The organism is Lachnospiraceae bacterium oral taxon 096 (assembly GCA_018141845.1).
GTDB lineage: Bacteria > Bacillota > Clostridia > Lachnospirales > Lachnospiraceae > F0428.
The window spans coordinates 1,049,352-1,074,599 of sequence record CP073340.1; the positions used below are offsets into that span (position 1 = coordinate 1,049,352).

The window sequence follows — 25,248 nt, forward strand, 5'->3', positions numbered from 1 at the left end:
ATGATGGATAGAGAATATATAAAGAGAGCATTTAAGAGCTATACCGATGCATATGACAGCAGTGATCCCAAAGTAAAATTAAAGATTGATCATACCTATCGAGTGGCTGACCTTGCGGATAAAATTGCAAGGAGTATTGGACTAGATGAGGAGGATGTCGATCTTGCATGGCTGCTTGGAATTCTTCATGATATTGGAAGATTTGAACAATTGAGTCGATATCACACCTTCAATGATCGACGCTCAGTTGACCATGCAAAACTCAGTGCGGATTTATTACATGAGGGGCTGGGAGATATTTTTGTACCCAAGGATGTTGATTACAACCTTGTGGAAAAGGCTGTTCGCTTGCATAATGTCTTGGAATTACCAAAAGATTTGACCAAGAGAGAAAAGATGTTTTGTGATATTCTTCGAGATGCAGATAAAATTGATATTTTGCGAGTCAATTGTGAGACACCGAGAGAACAAATTTATGATCTGCCTCCAGAAAGATTTGCCAATGATCAAGTTAGTGATTTGGTCATGCAGGACATTCTTTCCAAAAGAAGTGTCAATCGCCAGAATGCCAAGACAGCAGTAGATCCGATTGTTGGACAAATTTCCTTTATCTTTGGTCTTGTCTACCCATGGAGTGTAGAAGAGATGAAGCGACAGGGATATCTTGATCAAATGTTACATTTTGAGAGTCAAAATGAGAAGACGAGAGCAGACTTTGCACAAATCCAAGAAATAGTTAATAATTTTGAGGTAAAATAACATGAGAAGAGAAGACAGAAGAATTACAGAAGACAATGAGATTGTGGATATTTTGCACAGTGCAGAGATTGTGCATCTGGGATTGATGGATGAGGGGTATCCCTATATTGTGCCATTGCACTACGGATTTATTTACGAAGATGGAAAGTTAACCTTATATATGCACGGTGCAGTGGAGGGGAAAAAATTAGATTTGATTCGCAGTAATGAAAATGCCTTCATTGAAATTGATAACAACAATGGAATTGTCTCAGGTGGAGAAATTCCTTGTCGCTATGGAGCAGCTTATGCAAGTATTATGGCCAAAGGAAAGGCAGAGATTGTTGAGAATGTGGAAGAAAAGATCAAGGGACTTGAACTTTTAATGAGCAATCAGACACATCGAAATTTTGAAATCACACCGATGATGACAAGATCTGTGAGCGTGATTAAGTTTTCAGCAGAAGAAATGAGTGCCAAGGCAAGAAAAGTAGCTGCAAAGTAGCGTAATACGAAAGATTTTGTATAGTTTCTGTTGTGATAAAAATAGATAGGTAGATAGGTAGATTGAGAAAGAGAGGTGGATATGAGTACCTTTGTAATGAATGTTACAAAACCAATGAGTGCAAGTGACATAGAAAGCTTGAATCAAACAAAGGGCATTGTATTGGACAGTGAAAATGTAGAGATTTTGAATACTTTGTATTACAAGAAAAAAGATACTACAGCCCCAAATAATTGTGCTAAAGGTGTAGAGCAGAAAAATGTAGGAACAAATACACCTTCGTCTGTAATACAGATCACAAGTTTGACAAGGAAGGTTACAAAGGGGCAGAAAGTTCCACTGAACTTTAGTTCAAAAAAGCTAAGAGTAAACTTTGGGTGGAATGTGAACAATCCTGCCTGTGATGTGGATGTATCTGCATTTTTGCTTTCGGAGAGTGAAAAAGTGGTGGGCGATGACTATTTTGTATTTTATGGTCAAGAAAGTAGTCCTGAAAAAAGTGTATTGTTTAAAAAGGCAGAGACCACAAATGTATTGGAAGTATTTGATATAGATACGGCGACTCTAAATCCGTCAGTGGTTAAGATCGTTTTTGTCATGACGATCAATCATGCACTGGAAAATGCATTGAACTTTCGTATGCTAAAGGATGCCTACATTCAGATAGTGGATCCAGTCAACAGTACAGAGTTGGTCTCATTTTTGGTAGAGGAATATTACGACAATATCAACTCCATGATGATGGGCGAGATCTATTTACATAATGGTGCATGGAAGTTTAATGCCATAGGCAATGGGGTGAATAGAGACCTTGCTGGTCTTTGTGAATTTTATGGAGTACAGGTCGTATAGGGAGGAAGTATGCTGACATTTGAAGTTATTAACGAGTTGACGCTTAAGGTTACCTGTGAGGGGAAGGACACATTGATTACAAAGATGGGTGCTTTTATCGCAGGTGAAAATGACGGAGCAAAGAACTATTCTTTTGAGAAGATGCTACTTGGACCAGGAGGGAGTATAGGTCAGGCGGTATTTGGACAGCTGGTAAGAAAAGTTGCAGGTGAGAATATACCTCTTATGAAGGTGAATCTACACGGCAATTCTACCACATATTATGCTTGTTATGGACAACATGTCGTTGTATATAAGCTCGCTATCGGCGAGACGGTATCTGTGGAGTCGGGAAATATTTTGGCATTTACCAATGACTGTGATTACTCTGTCAGATTTTTGGGAATAGGTGTGCTGTCACAAAAAGGCCTTGCCACAACAACACTTGTAGGAAGGGGAGATGATGCCTATGTGGCCTTATTGTCCGTTGGCAATCCACTGGTTTTATCCAATGTAAAGTCAATGAATAATATTGCAGTAGACCCAGATGCCGTAATAGGTTGGTTTAGTAAGAATGGTATGGGTGATCCACAGATAAAAGCAAATGTATCATGGAAGACTTTTATAGGACAGACATCAGGAGAGTCTTATACTTTTGAGTGGAGTGGAAATGATCAAGTGACCGTGCTGATGCAGCCGTGTGAAAGAAGATAAGTTTCAGGTTACTCTGTGTTTATAGATTTTGATCAAATAAAAAGCTGTGGCGAAGGGATCAACCCCTCGCCACAGCTTTTTTGGTTTATTGATGTCTATCTTACTTAATAGAAATCAATTTCTTCTCTTCTGGAAGTTTTTCTTTTTCCTTAGGAAAGCTTAAATTCAGCACACCATCCTTGTATTCAGCTTGAATATCCTCTTCGGTAATATCACTGCCGACAAAGAAACTGCGGCTGCAAGAACCAAAGCTTCTCTCCCTGCGAATCACATTGCCCTTGTCATCCTTTGACTCATCATTGGTCTCATGCTTTGCGGAGACGGTGAGGTAACCATCCTTTAATTCTGCATGAATATCTTCCTTCTTATATCCAGGCATCTCAATGTTGAGAAGATAATTACCATCTTTTTCTGTGACATCAGTCTTCATCTGTGAAGAACTGCGAGTCTGAGTAAAGAAATTATTTCCAAAAAAGTTATCGAATAAATCATAAGTATTTGTATTTAACATAATGAACCCTCCTTGTGCCTTACTGGCGATACAACAAGCTTTTGAATTACTGTTGCATTTGTCTTATTTGTTATATATTATATATAACACACAACATATCTTTTGTCAAGCGAAAATAATATATTTTTTTGTTTCTTTGGCAAAAAATATGTTATGATAGTAAAAAATGCAGAGAAAGAAGGGGAAGATAATGAGTGAAAAGAAGTTTTTTCCAATGTTTATTGATATTTCGGACAAGGTATTTTTGGTGATTGGCGGAGGAAAGGTTGCCGCAAGAAGAGTAAAGACTTTGGTCAATTTTGGTTGTACTATTAAGTTAATTGCACCCGAAGTAGATGATGAAATTATCAATCTGCACTATGACAAGATACATATTATTAAGAGAAAATATGACATTACAGATATGGATGAGGTGGATTTTTGCCTGGCAGCTACAGATATTGCAGAGAGAAACAGCAAGATTACTTGGGATGCGAAGTTAAATCATATCGCAGTGAACAATGCTTCAGATAAAAATGATTGTGATTTTTATTTTCCTGGAGTAGTGGATACAGCACCATTGACGATTGGTATTTGTGCATCGGGTGTTGATCACAAGCTGGCTAAGCAAGTGACCGACAATATCAGAGAAAAGATTGAGCATATGTTAGAAGGAGATCAGAAAGAGAATATTTAATGATGAAGGCCGTACTTGTAGTTAGTTTTGGGACATCCTATCCTGAGACAAGAGAAAAAAATATTGATGCGATTGAAAGAGACATTGCCAAGGCCATGCCAGAGGCAAGAATCTACCGTGCTTGGACAAGTGGAATGATTAGAAAAAAGGTCAATGAGAGGGATAAACTTGGTGTAGACAGTGTCGCACAGGCAATGCAAAGAATGCGTGCAGATGGAGTGGATACCTTGATTGTGCAGCCAACTCATGTGGTCAATGGCATTGAAAATGATGCGATGATTGAGGATGTTCGTGCCCATGCACAGGGATTTTTGGAGATTAAATTTGGGCGACCTCTGCTTACCTATGATCGAGATTATGACGAGGCCATTGAGGCGATTGGGGGCGATTTGCAGGCCGAGATTGACAAAAAAGAACATACAGCGATTGTGTTGATGGGACATGGAACAAGTCACTATGCCAACTCTGCCTATGCGGCACTGGATTATAAATTTAAGGATTTGGGTTATTCCAATGTATTTGTGGGCACAGTGGAGGCGTATCCGAGCTTAGACGCTATTTTTAGAAGGTTGAGAGAAAATCATATTCAAAATATTTTGCTCACACCGTTTATGATTGTTGCAGGCGACCATGCCAACAATGATATGGCAGGAGATGAGGAAGATTCCTGGAATATGCAATTTCAAAAGGCGGGTTTTCAAGTGGAATGTTTAATCAAGGGGCTTGGAGAATATGAGCGTGTGCGTGAAATCTTCGTAGATCATGCAAGAGAGGCGGTTTAGTTATTGAAATTAAGAATTGGCAGCAGAAAGAGTGCATTGGCACTTCGACAGACGCAACTAGTGACAGAGCGGATCAAGGAATGTTTTCCAGACTGTGAGATTGAGATTGTCACCATGAGCACAAAGGGAGATGAACATTTAGACAAGTCATTGATAAAAATTGGTGGAAAGGGTGTATTTACCAAGGAATTAGAGGAGGCCATTGTTCGAGGAGAAATTGATCTTGCTGTGCATTCGGCCAAGGACTTACCACTGGAAATGACGGAGGGATTAGAAGTATACTCCTGCCTAGAGAGGGAAAATCCATTGGATGTTTTGGTGACTAGAAAAAATAGGCAATTAAAAGATTGCCAATGGATTGGCACGAGTTCCTTGCGAAGGGCATTACAGATAAGAGAAATGAATCCGCATATTGAAATTCGAGATTTGCGTGGAAATGTGCAGACGAGACTAAAAAAGTTAGAAGAGGGTCTTTACGATGGCATTGTTCTTGCATCGGCAGGAATTCGCAGAATGGATGAGCAACTTGACGATTTCATTGAAAAACTTTGCTTTTGCCCATTTGACATTGAGGAGTTTATTCCTGCGGCCTGTCAGGGAATTCTTGCCCTTCAAGTAAAAAAGGGTACACACAGAGAGATTGTCGATGCATTACTTGATGATCAGACGCAGGAAGCCTTTTTAGCAGAGCGAGCATTTTTGGAGGAATTAAATGCGGGCTGCAATGCACCTTGTGGTATTTATGCAAGGCGAGAGGGAAAAAGCGTTCGAATGTCGGCAATGTATGCCAAAGATGGGAAAAAGATAAAAAAGAGCGAGGTCTTGTGTGAAGCATCCCAAAGTGTGGAGATGGCAAGAAAGATCGCAAGATATTTATACAGTGGCAAGGTATTTCTTGTTGGTGCAGGGCCAGGAAATATGGATTTATTGAGTGTGAAAGGACTTGAAAAAATCAAGGAAGCAGATTGTATTGTATATGATAGTTTAATTGATCCATCACTTCTGAATCAGGCAAGACTTGAAGCCGAGCTCATCTATGTTGGAAAGCGTGCAGGGGCCCACTATAGGAAGCAACCAGAGATTTCGGCCCTGTTAGTGGAAAAGGCAATGGAGGGGAAAATGGTCGTTCGCCTAAAGGGAGGAGATCCCTTTATCTTTGGCCGTGGTGGGGAAGAAATTCTAAAATTGAGAGAAAATAACATTGAGTTTGAAGTGATTTCTGGTGTATCTTCTTCCTATGCCGTTCCGGCAGCAGCAGGTATTCCAGTGACTCACCGTGGACTTTCCTCCTCCTTCCATGTCATTACTGGTCATGAGAGCGAGCAAAAGACGAGGGAAAGTCTTGACTTTTCGGTGCTGGCAAAATTGGAAGGGACATTGGTCTTTTTAATGGGATTAAAGAGCCTGCCAAGAATTGCTCATCAGTTGATGATTGCAGGAAAACCAAAAAATACACCCGCAGCTGTGATTTCTAAAGGATGCACAAGAGAGCAAAAAAAGGTAATTGGAAATTTAGAAAATATTGCAGATTTGGCAAGAGAGGTCGAGGCACCAGCAATTACGGTTGTTGGGGATGTAGTGTCTCTTTCTGGGGAAATGGATTGGTCTTGGAAAGAAGAAATGGTTAAGCCACTCTTTGGGAAAAAGATACTGCTTACAGGAAGCAGGCAGATGGTTCAAAAACAAAGAGAGGTCTTCAAGCGACAAGGGGCACAGACAATTGAACTTAGTTTGATTGAGACCGTGCAACATCCAAGCAAGGTGTTCTTTGATGCGTTGAAAGATATTGAGAAGTATTCATGGCTTGTGTTTACCAGTGTCAATGGTGTGCGAGCATTTTTTGATTGTATTCAAGGGGAAGATGAGGAAGGACAATTATATCTTGACCAGAGGCGATTGGCTAAAATGAGATTTGCTGTGATTGGGGAAGGGACAAGGAAGTGCCTTCGAGAATATGGCTATATGGAAGATATGATGCCTAATACCTTTACAGGAAGGGATTTGGCTAGAGAGTGGGTCCCAACATTAGAAGAAAATGATCAAGTTTTACTTGTCAGAGCAGAAGTGGCGGGAAAAGAGATTGTGGATGCATTGAGAGAGAGCGGAATTTCTTATGTAGATGCAACTATCTATTCCACCTATGTGGATCGAAGAAGGGAAGAAGAGTTGCAAAGAATTTTGCCTGATGTTGACTATGTGACGATGGCCAGTGCTTCTTGTGCAAGAGCATTTTCAAAAATGAGGGGAAATGTTCCATATCATGCGAAATTGATTTCTATCGGGCCTGTGACCAGCAGAGCTTGTATAGAATGTGGCGTTCAAGTGGATGCGACTGCAAAATATTATACAGCAGAGGGCTTGTGTGAGCGGATTTGTGAATTAGAAAAATAGAAAAAGAAAAGGGGGTGTAGTTTTTTCACACCCCCTTTTTTCTATTTTTGGCATTCCAATCCGCTGTGATAAGAATAGTTGCCAAGTTCCTCTAATAGTTGGGATAAATGGTCAATGTCCAGATTGTCATTGCTCTTTAAGGTCGAGTTGAGGTAGTGATAGACATTGTGGCATTTGTTTAAACTTTTTAGAAAAAGATCTGGAAAACTTTCTGTAGAGGCAAGGCGTAAATCCCAAGGATTTGTCCAAGTCTCATGGTTGAGGTTGAGTATATTTGCTGTATTATCCTCAATTTTGTCAGAAACTAACTTTTTTGACACGATATGGCTCTTTAAAAAGATATTTTCAATTCGCCCAATCCGCTTTTTCTTCTTCCCTGTTGGATCTTGTAATGTGCGACAACCATAGCGAAGAGCAAGAATGGAGCGGTGAACCATGGCAGGAGAAACTTGAAAATGATTTTTATAAGTAATGGGATAAAAAGTCTCGTTGATGATCTTAGATAGAAAATCAGAGACAAATTGCATTTCAAATCCATTGAGGCAAATCGTAGCTGCTTGATTAAATTCAGAAGGTTTTTTCCTCTTAAATTTGTATAGAAGTAGTGCGTCAATGTCATTTTCTAGTGCTGCGTGAAGGGCATGAGTGTAAGTGTTTGGGGAATGCGGATTGTGGTCAATGCGTCCGTAAATGTAGGGGTGGCAGATGGCATCCCCAATATAGTGGCACATAAACCCAGCAATATAGCTGATGGCTTGGTCTCTTTTTTGTCGAGAAGTCAAAAGATTTGCATTTTTTAGAGCATTTTTAAAAAAGAGATTGACATGTGCCTCGTGCATATAGGAGCCGACATTGCGGTAGTCTCGGTGGCGTGCAAGGGGAAAATTATAGAAAAACATATCTGGGCCTTGCAATCCGAGTTGAAAGAGCCAGCGGTACTTTGAAATAATAAATTTTAATTGATTGTTTGGTAGGGCATGGAAGGCCTTCATCCCCAATATATAGTGTGTTGTAAATCCAGGCATAGTCTTGTCCTTTCTCAGGTGATCATTATATTATTATATTATAAAAAAAATCCTGTGAAAAGAGGAGGAGAGCCGATTACCTGTGGGCAATCGGCTCAAATATTATGAAAAAAAACATATATTGTTCGGATTCTGGATATTCTTGTATGTATGTTTCCTAGAACCGTTAATTAGAGTATAAAGTATAAAGTTGTCCAGAGTTTGGCGAAATTGTGAATAAAATATGACAGGTAATATAGTTGCACATTGGCACAGGATAAAATATAATAGACGCAAGTGCTTGGCACAATGAAGAAAAGAAACGGAGAAAGCAAGATGAGCAATCCAATAGTAACGATAACAATGGATAGTGGCAAAGAAATGAAGGTGGAATTATATCCAGACAAGGCACCAAATACAGTAAAGAATTTTATTAGCCTTGTAAAGAAGGGCTTTTATGATGGCTTGACTTTTCACAGAGTGATCAGTGGCTTTATGATTCAAGGTGGTTGCCCACAGGGAACGGGCACAGGTGGTCCAGGGTATTCAATCGTTGGAGAATTTGCACAAAATGGCGTGGACAATGATCTTGCACACACAAGAGGTGTGATTTCCATGGCGAGATCAATGATGCCAAACTCAGCAGGTAGTCAGTTCTTTATTATGCATCAGAATGCACCACATTTGGATGGACAATATGCAGCATTTGGAAAGGTCATTGAAGGGATGGATGTTGTAGACGAAATTGCTGATGTCGATACAGATTACAATGACAAGCCAAAGACTCCACAAATCATTAAGACAGTGACAGTGGATACATTGGGTGTGGATTATGGTGAGCCAGAGGTTTGCTAGTGAATGAGACTCGCCGAGTGTATGTAGATGGCGAATGGGTAGAGATCATAATATCCAATAACAATGCGGTTCTTCTCAATGCAAAGGCAGAGGGAAGAGCCGCTGTTGCTGTTTTGGGGAAGAATTGGGCAGATATTGACATTACATCCACACCATTTGCAGTGGAGTGCTTAGAAGATATTACAGAAGAATTTTTAAATGAAGTGGCTATGCGTTATAAAAAAATACCAATCGTCAGGGCTGATCTTGGAGAAATTCAATTGAGGGAGCTTTCATTTGAGGACTATCCTGAAATATGTGCACAGTATCAAAGAAGTATAGAAAAGGAGAAGCACTGGCTTGGGGAAGAGATAAAATGTTTACTCGATGAAGAAACTTTTTATGCAATGGTCAAATTTGGATATTTGCAAAGTGAGCTTGGTACTTGGGGAATATTTCATGGCGACGTTTGTGTTGGAGTTGCCAGCTTAAGTTGTGTTGAGGAAGAACTTGAGTTGGGCTATTGGATTTTTTCACCTTATCGAAGGAGAGGCTATGCCAAAAAGGCCATAGAGGGCTTGATTTCCTACAAGGAAAAGATGAATATCGAAAAATCTATCTGTGCAAAAATTTTTGGAGATAATCTGGTTTCTTTACATTTGGCAGAAGAAATGGGGATTTTCGTCAAAATAGTTTGGGATTGCGAATTGTGATTGTATGCGATATAATACAATCTGTGTATGCAAAAGATAAGAGTACTAAGGCGGGGGACGTATGAGTGATATATTGAATTTAAAAGCCTATGCGAAGATTAACTTAGGGCTTGATGTCATTCGACAAAGGGACGATGGCTACCATGAAGTAAAGATGGTGATGCAGACAGTAGATCTTTTTGATCGAATTTTTTTGGAGAAAACAGGAGAGGACGGGATTGACATAAGAACCAATCACTATTCTTTGCCTACAAATGAAGACAATATAGCCTATAAGGCGGCAAAAATGTTGTTTGATGAGTTTTCTATTCGTGGAGGTTTGAATATACAATTACAAAAATATATTCCTGTAGCTGCAGGAATGGCTGGTGGAAGTGCAGATGCTGCGGCAGTGCTTTGCGGTGTCAATGCGTTTTATTCATTGGGACTGAGCGAAAAAGAATTGATGGAAAGGGCAATAAAAATTGGTGCGGATGTCCCCTATTGTATTATGGGAGGAACCGCCGTGTCAGAGGGGATTGGAGAAATCTTACGACCTCTGCCATCAGTCCCCGATTGTTCGATTGTAATTGCAAAACCACCAATTGATGTTTCTACAAAGTATATTTATGAAAATTTGCATGTCAACACGATACCAAAGGAAGAACATCCAGATATGGATAAAGTAATTGAAAGACTTGAAAATCAGGATTTATGGGGGGCAGCAGCCTACATGGAAAACATTTTGGAGCGTGTGACGCAGACAGAATATCCTGTGATTGGAGAAATCAAAGATGTGATGAGCACCAATGGAGCAATGGTTAGCTTAATGAGCGGCAGTGGACCAACAGTATTTGGGTTGTTTGAAGATGAAAAGGCAGCAAAAAGATGCTATGAACAGCTGCGCTTTGGACAGATGAAGACCAAAGTGAAGGAGATATATTTGACAGGTATGCATAGGAGGTAAGATGTCAGATTTTAGCAACGAAGTAAATGAGTATATGCCGCTTAGAGATGTTGTGTTTAAGACATTGAGACAGGCGATTCTCAAAGGGGATATGGTGCCTGGAGAGCGATTGATGGAGATTCAGCTGGCAAAAAAGCTGGGAGTGAGCAGAACTCCCATTCGAGAGGCCATTCGAAAGCTTGAGCTAGAGGGATTAGTGACTATGGTGCCAAGAAAAGGAGCTGAGGTCGCGGGAATTACAGAAAAAAATTTGCGCGATGTTTTGGAAGTCAGAAGAGCACTCGAGGAGTTGGCGATTGAACTTGCGTGTGAAAGAATTCATGAGGATATGGTGACAGAACTTGTTGCAGCGGAAAGAGATTTTAAGGATGCTACAGCAGGAAGTGATGCCATTAAAATTGCACGAATGGATGAAAAATTTCACGATATTATTTTTCAGGCAACAGAGAATGATAAATTGGTGCAAATGCTCAATAATTTGCGCGAGCAGATGTATCGCTACCGATTGGAATATATTAAGGATGAAAAGACACGCCAGACACTGTTGGCTGAACATGAAGAAATCATTAATGCCATACAGTCAAGGCAGGTGAGTCAGGCAAAGAGTGCGATTCGCAGCCATATTGATAACCAAGAAGTAACAATTTCTAAAAATATAAAAGAGGCATAAGAAAATGACAAAGAAAATGATTGCAATAATTTTTGGGGGACAGTCCTCAGAGCACGAGATTTCATGTATTTCAGCAACAACTGTAATTCAACAGGTGGACAAAGAACTCTATGATGTGACATTGATCGGAATCACGAAAGAAGGACAGTGGCTAAAAGTGAATAGTGTGGAGCAGATTGAAAATGGTCGTTGGGTAGAGACAAAGACCGAGGCTGTCTTATTGCCAGATGCGGTAGAAAAGTGCATTCTCATTCACGAGGGAACATCCTATACAAAGGTGCGAGTGGATATTGTCTATCCTGTGATGCATGGACTCTATGGAGAGGACGGAACAATACAGGGACTTTGTGAGATGGCACAGATCCCTTATGTTGGCTGTGGGGTGTTGGCCAGTGCTGTGGGAATGGATAAGGTGTACACAAAGATTATTGTCAATCACATTGGGGTTCGTCAGGCAGACTTTGAGTTGGTGACAAGAGCCCAAATTGAGAGGGACATGGCGGCAGTGGTCAATCGCGTGGAGGGACATTTTTCCTACCCTGTATTTGTCAAGCCGTCCAATGCAGGATCAAGTAAAGGAGTCAATAAGGCGAATTCGACAGAAGAATTGATTTATGCCCTCAAAGAGGCAGCCATTCATGATCGAAAGATTCTTGTAGAAGAGACGATTGTTGGACATGAAGTGGAATGTGCAGTGTTTGGTGGCGGAAAAGTTCCCGTAAAGGCCAGTGGTGTGGGTGAAATTCTTGCAGCAAAGGAAGCAGCTTTTTATGATTTTGAGGCAAAGTATTATAATCATGACTCAAAGACAGTTGTAGATCCAAAGCTTCCTGGAGAGGCAGAGAAGAAAATTCCAGAGATTGCGAAGAGGATATTTGAGGCAATTGACGGATTTGGTCTTTCAAGGGTAGATTTTTTTGTCACTGAGGAAGGTGAAATTGTGTTTAATGAAATTAACACAATGCCAGGATTTACAGCAATTAGTATGTATCCAACACTTTGGAAGGCAAAGGGAATTGAAACAAAGCAACTGGTCAATGATTTGATTGCCCTTGCCTTTGAGAGGGCATAAGAATGGGACGAGAGAGAGCACCGATTGGCGTGTTTGATTCTGGTGTAGGTGGATTGACAGTAGCAAGGGAGATTATACGCCAAATGCCACAGGAGAGGTTGGTCTATTTTGGGGACACAGCAAGAGTTCCCTATGGAAGTAAGTCAAAGGATACTGTGATTCGCTATTCCAGACAAATTATTCGCTTTTTGCGAACACAAGAAGTAAAGGCTATTGTCATTGCCTGTAATACAGCTAGTGCTTATGCTTTGGAGACAGTGGTTGCAGAAAGTGATATTCCGATATTGGGTGTTATTCATGCAGGTGCAAAGAGTGCCGCACAGGTGACAAGAAATGGAAAAATTGGAGTGATTGGAACACAGGCGACGATTTCGACGGGAATTTATCCAGAAGAGATTTTGTCCATCAATCCCAAAGTGGAAGTGATTCAAAAGGCCTGTCCATTGCTCTGTCCTCTTGTCGAGGAGGGACTTTTGCATGACAGCGTGACAGATGAAATTATTTCTCGCTATGTCAGTGGTTTAAAGCAAAAGTATATTGACACTTTAGTGCTGGGGTGTACACACTATCCACTTCTTCGCTCGGCTATTCGAAGAATTATGGGAGATGAAGTTGCTTTAGTCAATCCAGCTTATGAAACAGCAATTGAATTAAAGGATGTACTTGCTTCGCATCAATTGCTCAATCATTTTCCGATGGCAGATGGTGAGGAAAAATATCAGTTTTATGTCAGCGATATGGCGGAGCAATTTAAAGATTTTGCGACATCCATACTTCCTGATGATGTCAAGCAAACCAATATTATTCATATTGAGTCGTACTAAAAAAGGGCGGTGAAAAATGTAATTTTTTCACTGCCCTTTTGGCTATTTTTTAAATCGAGATAATAATCCCTTCTTTTTTGCAGGAGGGGTAAGTAGCCCACCTCTGGCACTCTTGACTTCTGAGATATAGATGCCACTGACAACCACCTTGGCTTCTGTCTTGACAGGGAGCTGTTCAAAAGCTTTGTCTTCGGCCATAAGAACTTGAATTTTTGGCCCGATTTTTGCCTTGACGATAGGAACTTTTGCACGGCGCAAGTACCAAGGAGTCTGTTGATAGACAATATCTGGCAAACCAGAGTCCTTAATTTTGACTCTCTTTTTGTCAATGACTAAGATAGAAATTGTCTGCTTTGCTGCCTCTAGGGCATCTTTTTGTTCGAGCTGTTTGCTCTCGAGCTTGCGGCCAAAGAAGTACAGTGCGACTAGAGCAATCAAGGCAATTACCAAGATTACAATGAGCACAGTTAAAAGAATGTTCATGGCTTTATTGTCCTCCAGTTGTGAAAAGTGTATATCCTAACTGGAGTAGTATAGCAGATTTAAGAGGAAAAATCAAGTATAACATATTGACAAGTCAATATAAAGGTGCTAAGATGAAAGTTGCACTAAAATGGTAGAGGTGCGTCACGGTAACTATTATTCAAATTTACAGACAGGGGTGAAAACGTCAATGGAAAAAAGTAAGATGCGTCCTAAAAAATCCGGAAAAAGCATAAGAATGAACTTTTCGACAAGAAAAGAAGTCCTAGAGATGCCAAACCTGATTGAAATCCAGAAGGACTCTTATCAATGGTTCCTTGATGAAGGACTCAAAGAGGTCTTTCGTGATATCTTCCCAATTGAAGATTTTGCAGGACATTTGAGTCTTGACTTCGTGGATTTTACTCTATGCAGGAATGAGGTAAAATATTCAATCGAAGAATGCAAGGACAGAGATGCGACTTATGCGGCACCATTAAAGGTGAAGGTAAGACTCTGCAATAATGACAAAGATGAAATTAATGAACACGAAATCTTTATGGGTGATCTTCCACTGATGACAGATACAGGTTCCTTCGTAATCAATGGAGCTGAGCGTGTTATCGTTAGCCAGTTAGTTCGTTCTCCAGGTATTTATTATACAATTGAACATGATAAAATTGGTAAGGAATGTTATTTCTGTCAAGTTATCCCAAACCGTGGAGCTTGGTTGGAATATGAGACCGATTCAAATGATGTCTTCTATGCGAGAGTAGACAGGACAAGAAAAGTACCTGTTACTGTATTGTTGAGAGCATTGGGACTGGGAACAAATAAAGAAATTATAGACCTCTTTGGCGAGGAACCAAAGCTTCTTGCAAGCTTTGCAAAGGATTCAGCAGAAAATTATTCTGATGGTCTCTTGGAATTATATAAAAAGATTAGACCGGGCGAGCCACTTTCTGTAGATAGCGCAGAGAATTTATTGAATTCAATGTTCTTTGATGCAAGAAGATATGATTTGGCAAGAGTTGGACGCTATAAGTTCAATAAAAAATTACATTTTAGAAGTCGAATTGTTGGTCATACCTTGGCTGAGGATGTGGCCAATATGGAGACAGGAGAAGTTTTAGCTGAGGCAGGTACGGTTGTTGATAAACAGCTCGCAGAAGATATCCAAAATGCAGGTGTAGAATATGTATGGCTGGAAGGTCAGAACGAGAGAAAGGTAAAAGTACTTTCCAATATGATGGTCGATATCCGTGCCCATGTGGATATTGAAAATCCAGAGGAATTGGGGATCACCGAGGATGTCTTTTATCCAGTTTTGAAAGAATTGATGGAGAAGTATTCTGATCAAGAGGAATTGTTGACAGCGATCAAGAGTCATATCAATGAATTGATACCAAAGCATATCACAAAGGAAGATATCTTTGCAACCATCAACTACAATATGCATATCGAAGAGCATATTGGAACAAAGGATGATATCGATCACTTAGGGAATCGACGCATTCGTGCGGTTGGAGAGCTCTTACAGAATCAGTATCGCATTGGCTTTTCGAGAATGGAGCGTGTGGTCAGAGAGAGAATGTCCACACAGGATATCGAAGGTATCACACCACAGTCTTTAATCAATATTAAACCTGTGACTGCAGCAGTTAAGGAATTTTTTGGTAGTTCCCAGCTTTCACAGTTTATGGATCAGAACAATCCTTTGTCTGAACTCACCCATAAGAGGCGTCTTTCGGCCCTTGGACCTGGTGGTCTCTCCAGAGACCGCGCAGGATTTGAGGTTCGAGATGTACATTACACCCACTATGGTCGTATGTGCCCAATTGAGACACCTGAGGGACCAAACATTGGTCTTATCAACTCCTTAGCAAGCTATGCAAGAGTCAATGAATATGGATTTATTGAAGCACCATATCGCTTGGTAGATAAGTCTGTAGATAGTACAAATCCGATAGTTACAGATGAAGTAGTGTACCTCACAGCGGATGAAGAAGATGATTTTATTGTTGCACAGGCGAATGAGCCATTAGATGAGGAAGGACATTTTATTCATAACAATGTTTCTGGCCGCTATCGTGAGGCAACATCAGCCTTCCAAAAGAGAAATATTGATTTAATGGATGTATCGCCACGAATGGTATTCTCCGTGGCAACAAGTATGATCCCATTCCTTGAAAATGATGATGCAAACCGTGCCTTGATGGGTTCAAACATGCAGCGTCAGGCGGTTCCACTGATGATTACAGAGGCTCCAGCTGTCGGCACAGGTATGGAGAGTAAAACGGCAGTCGATTCGGGAGTCTGTGTCATTGCTCGACATTCGGGAGAAGTTCTTGTTTCGGCGTCCAATGAGATTGTGGTGCGCAGAGATGACAATGGAGAAAAGGAAAGATATCGCTTAATTAAGTTCTCAAGATCCAATCAATCCAATTCCTATAATCAGAAGCCAATCGTATTTAAGGGAGATCATGTGGAGGCTGGCGAGGTGATTGCCGATGGGCCATCGACAAAGAATGGTGAGATTGCACTTGGAAAGAATCCTCTGATTGGCTTTATGACTTGGGAAGGATATAACTACGAGGATGCAGTACTTTTAAGTGAGCGTCTTGTACAAAATGATGTTTATACCTCCATCCATTTGGAGGAATATGAGTGTGCAGCTCGTGATACAAAGCTTGGACCAGAGGAAATTACAAGAGATGTTCCAGGTGTTGGTGATGATGCCCTCAAAGACCTCGATGAGAGGGGAATTATTCGCATCGGTGCAGAAGTCCGTGCGGGAGATATTCTTGTCGGAAAGGTAACACCAAAGGGAGAGACAGAACTTACAGCAGAGGAGCGTTTGCTTCGTGCCATTTTTGGAGAAAAAGCCAGAGAAGTAAGAGATACTTCATTAAAGCTTCCACATGGAGCATATGGAGTGGTTGTATCTGCCAAGGTATTTACAAGAGACAATGGAGATGAATTGCAACCAGGAGTGACACAAAATGTACGCATCTATATTGCACAAAAGAGAAAGATTTCTGTTGGCGATAAGATGGCTGGTCGTCATGGAAATAAGGGTGTGGTTTCAAGAGTTTTACCTGTGGAGGATATGCCATTTCTTCCAAATGGAAGACCACTGGATATCGTATTGAATCCTTTGGGTGTGCCTTCTCGTATGAATATTGGGCAGGTTCTTGAGATTCACTTGTCTTTGGCGGCAAAAGCTCTTGGATTTAATGTGGCAACCCCTGTGTTTGATGGTGCGAACGAGCGAGACATTATGGATATGCTCGAAGTGGCCAATGACTATGTCAACACGGAGTGGGAAGAATTTAGCAATAAATACAAGGAAACACTTGATGAGGGTGTGATGCAATATCTCGGAGAACATCTTGATCACAGAGAGCTTTGGAAGGGTGTGCCAATCCAAAGAGATGGAAAAGTTAGACTTCGTGATGGTAGAACAGGTGAGTACTTTGATAGCCCAGTAACCATTGGTCATATGCACTATTTGAAGCTCCATCATCTTGTTGATGATAAGATTCATGCTCGTTCAACAGGTCCATATTCATTAGTGACACAACAGCCACTCGGCGGTAAGGCACAATTTGGTGGACAGAGATTTGGAGAGATGGAGGTTTGGGCACTTGAGGCCTATGGCGCTTCCTATACCCTGCAAGAGATCTTGACCTTTAAGTCCGATGATGTTGTCGGACGTGTAAAGACTTATGAGGCAATTATTAAGGGCGAAAATATTCCTGAGGCAGGAGTTCCTGAATCCTTTAAGGTATTGCTCAAGGAGCTCCAATCATTGGCATTGGATGTTCGCATCTTAGATGACAATGGTGAAGAGGTCGAATTAAAGGAGAACATCGATTATGGTGATTTGAGTATTAATTCCATTATCGAAGGTGATCGAAGATATAGAGATGAAGACAAATTTGCGGGCGCAGGCTTTTCAAAGCAGGAGTTTGTTGATGGAGAGTTAGTTGATGCTGGTGATGATGATTCCGATAGCGACTACAACCTAGCAGATTTAGATGATTTTTCAGAAGATGACGACGAATAAGTTAGAAGGGAGAACAATTTATGCCTGAGAATAACGAGACATACCAGCCGATTGTTTTTGATGCCATTAAGATCGGCTTGGCATCTCCGGAAAAGATTCTTGAGTGGTCCCATGGAGAGGTAAAAAAACCAGAGACCATCAATTATAGAACATTAAAGCCGGAGAGAGACGGTTTGTTCTGCGAGAGAATCTTTGGACCGAGCAAGGACTGGGAATGTCATTGTGGAAAGTATAAGAAGATTCGCTACAAGGGAGTTGTCTGTGACCGCTGTGGGGTTGAGGTCACAAAATCTAGTGTGCGCCGTGAGCGCATGGGGCATATTGCATTGGCAGCACCAGTTTCCCATATTTGGTATTTCAAGGGTATTCCATCACGCATGGGACTCATCCTTGATATGACACCAAGAGTATTGGAAAAGGTACTCTATTTTGCTTCCTATGTGGTGTTGGATGCCAAGGAATCCGGATTGACCTATAAGCAAGTTTTGTCAGAGAAGGAATACAGAGAAGCTGTAGAGAAATTTGGCTTTGGTTCATTCCGTGCAGGAATGGGTGCAGAGGCTATTTTGGAACTCTTACAGGGAATTGATTTGGAGAAGGATTCAGAGGAATTAAAGGCCCAATTAGATGATGCTTCTGGACAAAAGAGAGCAAAAATCATTAAAAGATTGGAAGTTGTTGAGGCATTTAAAAATTCTCATAATAAGCCAGAGTGGATGATTATGAGCAATATTCCTGTTATTCCACCAGACATCCGACCAATGGTACAGCTCGATGGTGGAAGATTTGCAACAAGTGATCTCAATGACTTGTACAGAAGAATTATTAATCGAAATAATCGTTTGGCTAGACTTTTGGAGCTCGGAGCACCAAATATTATTATCCGAAATGAGAAGAGAATGTTGCAGGAGGCTGTGGACGCTCTGATTGATAATGGAAGAAGAGGAAGACCAGTGACTGGTCCAGGAAACCGTGCACTCAAGTCGCTCTCGGATATGCTAAAGGGTAAACAGGGACGATTCCGTCAGAATCTTCTTGGCAAGCGTGTCGACTATTCTGGTCGTTCGGTTATTGTTGTTGGTCCTGAGCTAAAGATTTACCAATGTGGTCTTCCAAAGGAAATGGCCATCGAGTTATTTAAACCATTTGTGATGAAGGAACTTGTGGCCAATGGAACAGCACATAATATTAAGTCAGCAAAGAAGATGGTTGAGCGTTTACAGACAGAGGTCTGGGATGTGCTTGAGGATGTCATCAAAGAACATCCAGTAATGCTAAATCGTGCCCCTACATTGCACAGATTGGGTATTCAAGCATTTGAGCCAATTCTTGTTGAGGGTAAGGCAATTAAACTTCATCCGCTCGTGTGTACAGCGTTTAATGCAGATTTTGATGGTGACCAGATGGCGGTTCATCTTCCACTTTCCGTAGAAGCGCAGGCAGAGTGCAGATTCCTTTTGCTCTCACCAAATAACCTGTTAAAACCATCTGATGGTGGTCCAGTTGCCGTTCCTTCACAGGATATGGTTTTGGGTATTTATTATTTGACACAGGAAAGACCTGGAGCAAAGGGAGAGGGCAAGTACTTTAAGAGTGCCAATGAAGCTATTCTTGCCTATGCAAACCATGTGGTGACCTTGCATTCTATTATTAAGGTGAGAATGACAAAGACGATGCCAGATAAAAGAGTGCTGACAGGAACTGTGCAGACAACGGTTGGACGTATTTTGTTCAATGAGATTATTCCACAGGACTTGGGATTTGTGGACAGAAGCATTCCAGGTAATGAGTTAAAGCCAGAGATTGGTTTCCTTGTAAAGAAGAAGCAATGTAAGCAGATTCTGGAGAAGGTGATCAATGTTCATGGATTATCAAAGACAGCGGAAGTTTTGGATGACATTAAGGCCATTGGATATAAGTACTCAACCATTGCATCAATGACCGTATCCATTTCTGATATGACTGTGCCAGCAACAAAGCCAAAATTGATTGAAGATGCACAAAATACAGTTGATTTGATTGCAAAGAATTATCGCCGTGGCTTGATCACAGACGAAGAGAGATATAAAGAGGTTATTGAGACTTGGAAAAAGACGGATGACCAATTGACAAAGGACTTGTTGACAGGACTTGATGCCTACAATAATATCTTTATGATGGCAGACTCAGGAGCCCGTGGTTCAGATAAGCAGATCAAGCAGCTTGCAGGTATGCGTGGATTGATGGCCGATACAACAGGTCACACCATCGAACTTCCAATTAAGTCAAATTTCCGTGAAGGTCTCGATGTATTGGAGTACTTTATTTCTGCTCATGGTGCTAGAAAGGGACTTTCTGATACTGCACTTCGAACAGCCGATTCGGGATATTTGACAAGAAGATTGGTCGATGTATCGCAGGATTTAATTGTTCGAGAGACCGATTGTTGCGAGGGCAAGGAAATTCCGTTTATGGAAATTAAGGCGTTTACAGATGGTAAGGAAATCATCGAGAGCCTTGAGGAGAGAATTACAGGAAGATATATTGCGGAAACGATTACAGATCCAGATACTGGAGAAGTTGTGGTCAAGGCAAATCATATGGTCACACCAAAGCGTGCGGCGGCCGTGATGAAGGTATTGGAAAAGACAGGAAGAAATTCTGTAAAAATTAGAAATATCCTTTCCTGTAAGAGTCACAATGGTATTTGTGCAAAGTGTTACGGTGCAAATATGGCGACAGGTCAAGCCGTACAGGTTGGAGAGGCAATTGGTATTATTGCAGCACAGTCTATCGGTGAGCCTGGTACGCAGTTGACGATGCGTACATTCCATACCGGTGGTGTTGCCGGTGGAGATATCACACAGGGTCTTCCTAGAGTCGAGGAGCTCTTTGAGGCTCGCAAGCCAAAGGGACTGGCAATTATCTCCGAATTTGCAGGTGTTGTCGAGGTAAAGGATACCAAGAAGAAGAGAGAAATTGTTGTGACCAACAATGAGAGTGGAGAGTCAAAAACTTATTTGATTCCATATGGCTCAAGAATGAAGGTTTCAGATGGTCAAGTCATTGAGGCGGGTGATGAGCTGACGGAGGGTAGTGTAAATCCACATGACATCTTAAAGATTAAGGGTGTTCGAGCAGTTCAAGATTATATGCTTCAGGAAGTACAACGTGTATATCGTCTTCAGGGTGTAGAGATCAATGATAAGCATATCGAGGTCATTGTTCGCCAGATGCTTCGCAAGATTAAAATTGAGGAGAGTGGAGATTCTACTGTTCTTCCAGGTGTTTCAATGAATGTTTTGGAATACAATGATATGAATGAGGCATTGATTGCTCAAGGAAAGAGACCAGCAAAGGGAAATCAGGCAATGCTTGGTATTACAAAGGCTTCTCTTGCAACCGATTCCTTCCTTTCTGCGGCGTCCTTCCAGGAGACAACAAAAGTTCTTACAGAGGCAGCAATTAATGGAAAAGTAGATCATTTGATTGGTATCAAGGAGAATGTATTGATTGGTAAACTCATCCCAGCAGGTACGGGTATGAAGAGATACCGCAATGTAAAGCTTGACACTGACATCAATATGGATGACAATATTGTGTTGGATGATTTTGAATTTGACACAAATAGTGAAGAGTCACCAACAATAGAAGAGTAAAAAATATAAAAATGCCACGAACAAAGGGAGGTGTATGTTACATATCTCTAAATTCGTGGCATTTATTCTATAATTTTTGGTTTTTTTGTATTGACAGTACTATAGCAAACTGTTATACTTTAGCTGTATTTCGGGGGCTTAGAATTCATGTGTGACTTTTTGGTTTGAGCGAGTACAAATAATATTTTTTATGGAGGTACCACAATGCATAACGGTACAGTAAAGTGGTTTAACGCAGCGAAGGGATACGGATTTATTACAGATGACGCAGATCAAAGCGAAATCTTTGTACACTTTTCAGGTATTAATACTGAAGGTTACAAGTCTCTTGAGGATGGTCAAAAGGTAACTTTTGAGACAACTGAGGGAAATAGAGGAATCCAGGCTGTTAATGTAACAGTAGTTGCTTAATTTCACGAAGACTCCAAAAGGATCAGCAGAAGGCAGTTGTCATCTGTTGGTCCTTTTTTTCTTGCTAGAGTGCAGGAAATATAGTATATTGAGAGTATCAATATAAATAGAGAAAGGGCGATAATATGAAATACGAAATTAAGGGTGGAAACTTTCCAGTGGTAATATGTACTTGTGATGCCGGAGAGAAGTTACTCTGTGAGGCTGGAGCAATGAGTTGGATGAGTGCAAATATGAAGATGAGCACCAACATGACAGGCGGTCTTGGAAAGGCTTTTGGAAGAATGTTTTCTGGAGAGTCTATGTTTATGAATAGCTATGAAGCACAGGGTGGAGAAGGAATGATTGCCTTTGCATCGACAATGCCAGGAGAGATTCGAGCAATTAAAGTGGAGCCAGGAAAGGATGTTATCCTTCAAAAGAGAGCATTTTTGGCTGCGGAGTCAGGAGTGGAGTTATCTGTATTTTTGCAGAAAAGATTAGGATCAGGCTTCTTTGGCGGCGAAGGATTTATTATGGAGAAGGTATCTGGAGAGGGTATGGTCTTTGCAGAGATTGATGGAAGTGCTGTGGAGTACACTCTCGAAAAGGGACAGAGTCTAGTTGTAGATACAGGATATGTGGCGATTATGGATGCAACTTGCACAATGGAAGTGCAGACTGTTCCAGGTGTAAAGAATGTGCTCTTTGGTGGCGAGGGACTATTTAATACTGTAGTCAAGGGACCAGGAAGAGTAATTGTTCAGACAATGCCAATGTCTAAGTTAGCTGGAGCTATTGGCGGAGCAATAGTAAAGAAGTAGCGATGGATTTATTTGACTATATGCAAGAAGATGCCAAGAGGGCGCAGGCACCGCTAGCTGTGCGTATGCGCCCTCGGGTGCTCGAAGAAGTTGTGGGACAAGAGCATATTTTAGGCAAAGGAAAACTACTCTATAGGGCAATTCAAGCCGATCGAATGGGTTCTATTATTTTCTATGGTCCTCCTGGAACAGGGAAGACAACGATTGCGAGAGTCATCGCAAATACTACAAGAGCAGACTTTAAACAAATAAACGCAACAGTTGCGGGCAAAAAAGAGATGGAAGAAGTGGTCAATCAAGCAAAGCAATGGCTTGGGATGTACGGAAAAAAGACCATTTTATTTGTTGACGAAATCCATCGCTTTAATCGAGCACAACAGGATTATCTACTTCCTTTTGTGGAAGATGGGACATTGACATTGATTGGAGCGACAACAGAAAATCCATATTTTGAGGTAAATGCAGCACTATTATCTCGGTCGTCGGTGTTTGAATTAAAAACTTTAAAAAAAGAAGACATTGCATTGTTGTTGCGTCGAGCAATTGACGATCAGGAGCGAGGGCTTGGGAAGATGGCCCTAGAGGTAGAACTTGAGGCAATTTCTTTTTTGGCAGGGGAATGTAATGGGGATGCCAGGGTGGCACTCAAGGCCCTTGAGATGGCGGCACTCACAACACCAATGTCAGAAAATGGGAGAATTATCATTTCACTTTCTACGGTTGAGGAATGTATTCAAAAGAGAGCAATGTATTATGATAAACAAGGAGACAATCACTACGATACGATTTCTGCGTTTATTAAGAGTATGCGAGGCTCTGATCCTGATGCCACAGTATATTATCTAGCTAGGATGCTTGAGGCAGGAGAGGACATTCGATTTATTGCACGAAGAATTATGATTTGTGCGTCAGAAGATGTGGGAAATGCAGACCCACAGGCTTTACAGCTTGCTGTTTCAGCAAGTTTGGCAGTGGAAAGAATTGGCATGCCAGAGGCAAGAATCATTTTATCTCAGGCGGCCATTTATGTTGCGTGTGCACCAAAGAGCAATGCATCCATTGTGGCGATTGATGAAGCATTCAAAGTGGCGAGAAAGGGACAGGTGCCTGATCACTTAAAAGATGCACATTATAGGGGTGCAAGGGCACTACAAAGAGGAGAAACATATCAATATCCCCATGATTATCCAGGACATTATGTGAGACAACAATATCTCCCTGATGGATTAGAAGATTGTCGATTTTATCACCCTGGAGAGCTTGGATATGAGAAAAAAATGGGGGAAGATTTGTCCAGGAGAAAAAAATGAGAGAAAAATTAGAAACATTGTCCATTTCAGAATTAAAAATGATGGCTAAGGAAGCTGGGATAAAGGGAATTAGTCTGTTAAGAAAATCAGAGTTGATTGATGTACTGTGTGAATACGCAAAGGAAATGGAAGAAAAGGAAAAGGAAGAGGAAAGTAAGGCAGAAGAAAGCAAAAGAGGTATTGATATGCAAGAACTTGACTCTGGAGTAAAGGCCGAGGGAATTCTTGAGGTGATGCCCGATGGATTTGGTTTTATTCGCTGTGCCAATTATTTGCCAGGAGATGATGATGTCTATGTTGCACCTTCGCAAATTAAACGCTTTCGTTTAAAGACAGGGGATATTATCTGTGGTTCAAAGCGAATTAAGGCGGCGACAGAAAAATTTGCTGCACTATTGTATTTAAAGACGGTCAATGGTTGTCCACTTTCGGCAATTGACCGAAGACCAAATTTTGAAGATTTGACCCCAATTTTTCCAAATGAACGCATTCATTTGGAGACAAGTGGTGTAAAAAATACAGTGGCTATGCGAGTGGTGGACTTATTGTCTCCGATTGGCAAGGGACAAAGGGGAATGATTGTATCCCCACCAAAGGCAGGTAAAACAACATTGCTAAAACAGGTAGCTAAGGCTGTTGTGGAAAATGAGCCAAGTATGCATATTATTATTTTGTTGATTGATGAAAGACCAGAGGAAGTGACCGACATTAAGGAGGCAATAGAAGCACCAAATGTCGAAGTTATTTATTCTACATTTGATGAATTGCCAGAGAGACACAAGAGAGTTTCCGAGATGGTTATCGAGAGGGCAAAGCGGCTCGTAGAGCAGGGGCAGGATGTAATGATTTTGTTGGATTCCATAACAAGACTGGCCAGAGCCTATAACTTGACCATTGCACCGAGTGGAAGAACGCTCTCTGGAGGTATTGATCCAGCAGCACTTTATATGCCAAAGAGATTTTTTGGTGCAGCGAGAAATTTGAGAGAGAGGGGAAGTCTTACGATTCTTGCCACAGCCCTAGTTGATACAGGAAGTCGAATGGACGATGTAGTCTATGAGGAATTTAAGGGCACAGGAAATATGGAATTGGTGCTTGATCGAAAGATTTCTGAAAAGCGAATTTTCCCAGCGATTGATATTTATAAGAGTGGAACAAGAAGAGATGATTTGCTTTTGACAGCGAGAGAGCGCAGTTGTGTGGAGGTTCTTCGGAAAGAACTCAATACTGCAAAGCCAGAAGAAGTGACCGAAAGTATTATCGAATTGTTCTCTGCAACAAGGACGAATGCAGAGTTTATAGATAAGATGCTTGCGAAGTATTCCCTATAATGCTAAAATGACA

22 protein-coding genes are annotated in these 25,248 nt (G+C 41.1%); 19 read left to right on the plus strand and 3 right to left on the minus strand.

Going from position 1 to position 25,248, the window contains the following annotated elements:
• The 4 genes from J5A74_05290 to J5A74_05305 all read left to right on the plus strand — a co-directional run bounded on the left by J5A74_05290 (nucleotide 1) and on the right by J5A74_05305 (nucleotide 2,788).
• Nucleotides 1-759 (plus strand): HD domain-containing protein, encoded by a 759-nt coding sequence (locus J5A74_05290; GenBank protein ID QUI96701.1) that lies wholly within the window; start codon nucleotides 1-3, stop codon nucleotides 757-759.
• A gap of 1 nt (nucleotide 760) precedes the next feature.
• Nucleotides 761-1,243 carry a pyridoxamine 5'-phosphate oxidase family protein gene (locus J5A74_05295; protein ID QUI96702.1) on the plus strand — a complete coding sequence of 161 codons (483 nt, stop codon included), beginning with the start codon at nucleotides 761-763 and terminating at the stop codon, nucleotides 1,241-1,243.
• Nucleotides 1,244-1,324: 81 nt separating this feature from the next.
• Nucleotides 1,325-2,095, plus strand: coding sequence for a TerD family protein (locus tag J5A74_05300; GenBank protein QUI96703.1), 771 nt, complete (start codon nucleotides 1,325-1,327; stop codon nucleotides 2,093-2,095).
• A gap of 9 nt (nucleotides 2,096-2,104) precedes the next feature.
• Nucleotides 2,105-2,788 (plus strand): AIM24 family protein, encoded by a 684-nt coding sequence (locus tag J5A74_05305; GenBank protein ID QUI96704.1) that lies wholly within the window; start codon nucleotides 2,105-2,107, stop codon nucleotides 2,786-2,788.
• Nucleotides 2,789-2,888: 100 nt separating this feature from the next.
• On the opposite strand, the gene J5A74_05310 is transcribed toward J5A74_05305, so the two are convergent.
• Complete coding sequence (locus tag J5A74_05310; GenBank protein ID QUI96705.1) at nucleotides 2,889-3,299, minus strand: Hsp20/alpha crystallin family protein; 411 nt, start codon at nucleotides 3,297-3,299, stop codon at nucleotides 2,889-2,891.
• 166 nt (nucleotides 3,300-3,465) lie between these two features.
• On the opposite strand from J5A74_05310, the gene J5A74_05315 reads away from it, so the two are divergent.
• From J5A74_05315 to hemC, 3 genes are read left to right on the plus strand one after another with little or no spacing between them, the layout of a single operon-like run.
• Nucleotides 3,466-3,975, plus strand: a complete 510-nt coding sequence (locus tag J5A74_05315; GenBank protein QUI96706.1) for a bifunctional precorrin-2 dehydrogenase/sirohydrochlorin ferrochelatase — start codon at nucleotides 3,466-3,468, stop codon at nucleotides 3,973-3,975.
• Complete coding sequence (locus J5A74_05320; protein ID QUI96707.1) at nucleotides 3,975-4,757, plus strand: sirohydrochlorin cobaltochelatase; 783 nt, start codon at nucleotides 3,975-3,977, stop codon at nucleotides 4,755-4,757. Before J5A74_05315 ends, J5A74_05320 begins: the two co-directional genes overlap by 1 nt.
• A gap of 3 nt (nucleotides 4,758-4,760) precedes the next feature.
• Nucleotides 4,761-7,148, plus strand: coding sequence for a hydroxymethylbilane synthase (gene hemC, locus J5A74_05325; GenBank protein QUI96708.1), 2,388 nt, complete (start codon nucleotides 4,761-4,763; stop codon nucleotides 7,146-7,148).
• Nucleotides 7,149-7,189: 41 nt separating this feature from the next.
• Here hemC and J5A74_05330 read toward each other — a convergent pair whose 3' ends face one another.
• Nucleotides 7,190-8,173, minus strand: a complete 984-nt coding sequence (locus tag J5A74_05330; GenBank protein ID QUI96709.1) for a zinc dependent phospholipase C family protein — start codon at nucleotides 8,171-8,173, stop codon at nucleotides 7,190-7,192.
• 315 nt (nucleotides 8,174-8,488) lie between these two features.
• Here J5A74_05330 and J5A74_05335 point away from each other — a divergent pair, with 315 nt between their 5' ends.
• From J5A74_05335 to J5A74_05360, 6 genes are all read left to right on the plus strand, one after another.
• On the plus strand, nucleotides 8,489-9,007 hold the full coding sequence (locus J5A74_05335) for a peptidylprolyl isomerase (GenBank protein QUI96833.1): 519 nt from the start codon (nucleotides 8,489-8,491) through the stop codon (nucleotides 9,005-9,007).
• Nucleotides 9,007-9,699, plus strand: coding sequence for a GNAT family N-acetyltransferase (locus J5A74_05340; GenBank protein ID QUI96710.1), 693 nt, complete (start codon nucleotides 9,007-9,009; stop codon nucleotides 9,697-9,699). Before J5A74_05335 ends, J5A74_05340 begins: the two co-directional genes overlap by 1 nt.
• A 61-nt stretch (nucleotides 9,700-9,760) precedes the next feature.
• A complete protein-coding gene (locus J5A74_05345) occupies nucleotides 9,761-10,645 on the plus strand; it encodes a 4-(cytidine 5'-diphospho)-2-C-methyl-D-erythritol kinase (GenBank protein QUI96711.1) in 885 nt (294 codons plus the stop codon).
• Between the two features lies 1 nt (nucleotide 10,646).
• Nucleotides 10,647-11,315 carry a GntR family transcriptional regulator gene (locus J5A74_05350; GenBank protein QUI96712.1) on the plus strand — a complete coding sequence of 223 codons (669 nt, stop codon included), beginning with the start codon at nucleotides 10,647-10,649 and terminating at the stop codon, nucleotides 11,313-11,315.
• Nucleotides 11,316-11,319: 4 nt separating this feature from the next.
• Nucleotides 11,320-12,387, plus strand: a complete 1,068-nt coding sequence (locus J5A74_05355) for a D-alanine--D-alanine ligase (GenBank protein QUI96713.1) — start codon at nucleotides 11,320-11,322, stop codon at nucleotides 12,385-12,387.
• Nucleotides 12,388-12,389: 2 nt separating this feature from the next.
• Nucleotides 12,390-13,211 (plus strand): glutamate racemase, encoded by an 822-nt coding sequence (locus J5A74_05360; protein QUI96714.1) that lies wholly within the window; start codon nucleotides 12,390-12,392, stop codon nucleotides 13,209-13,211.
• 42 nt (nucleotides 13,212-13,253) lie between these two features.
• On the opposite strand, the gene J5A74_05365 is transcribed toward J5A74_05360, so the two are convergent.
• Nucleotides 13,254-13,694 (minus strand): hypothetical protein, encoded by a 441-nt coding sequence (locus J5A74_05365; protein ID QUI96715.1) that lies wholly within the window; start codon nucleotides 13,692-13,694, stop codon nucleotides 13,254-13,256.
• A 190-nt stretch (nucleotides 13,695-13,884) separates the two neighbouring features.
• Between J5A74_05365 and J5A74_05370 the strand changes: the two genes are divergently transcribed.
• The 6 genes from J5A74_05370 (at nucleotide 13,885) to rho (ending at nucleotide 25,235) form a co-directional block, all read left to right on the plus strand.
• Nucleotides 13,885-17,742 (plus strand): DNA-directed RNA polymerase subunit beta, encoded by a 3,858-nt coding sequence (locus J5A74_05370; GenBank protein QUI96716.1) that lies wholly within the window; start codon nucleotides 13,885-13,887, stop codon nucleotides 17,740-17,742.
• 20 nt (nucleotides 17,743-17,762) lie between these two features.
• On the plus strand, nucleotides 17,763-21,380 hold the full coding sequence (gene rpoC, locus J5A74_05375; protein ID QUI96717.1) for a DNA-directed RNA polymerase subunit beta': 3,618 nt from the start codon (nucleotides 17,763-17,765) through the stop codon (nucleotides 21,378-21,380).
• A 204-nt stretch (nucleotides 21,381-21,584) separates the two neighbouring features.
• Nucleotides 21,585-21,791, plus strand: coding sequence for a cold shock domain-containing protein (locus J5A74_05380; GenBank protein ID QUI96718.1), 207 nt, complete (start codon nucleotides 21,585-21,587; stop codon nucleotides 21,789-21,791).
• 125 nt (nucleotides 21,792-21,916) lie between these two features.
• Nucleotides 21,917-22,594, plus strand: a complete 678-nt coding sequence (locus J5A74_05385) for a TIGR00266 family protein (GenBank protein QUI96719.1) — start codon at nucleotides 21,917-21,919, stop codon at nucleotides 22,592-22,594.
• 2 nt (nucleotides 22,595-22,596) lie between these two features.
• Nucleotides 22,597-23,904, plus strand: a complete 1,308-nt coding sequence (locus tag J5A74_05390; protein ID QUI96720.1) for a replication-associated recombination protein A — start codon at nucleotides 22,597-22,599, stop codon at nucleotides 23,902-23,904.
• Nucleotides 23,901-25,235, plus strand: a complete 1,335-nt coding sequence (gene rho, locus J5A74_05395) for a transcription termination factor Rho (GenBank protein ID QUI96721.1) — start codon at nucleotides 23,901-23,903, stop codon at nucleotides 25,233-25,235. The genes J5A74_05390 and rho overlap by 4 nt, the downstream gene beginning before the upstream one ends.
• The last annotated feature ends 13 nt before the right edge of the window (nucleotides 25,236-25,248 follow it).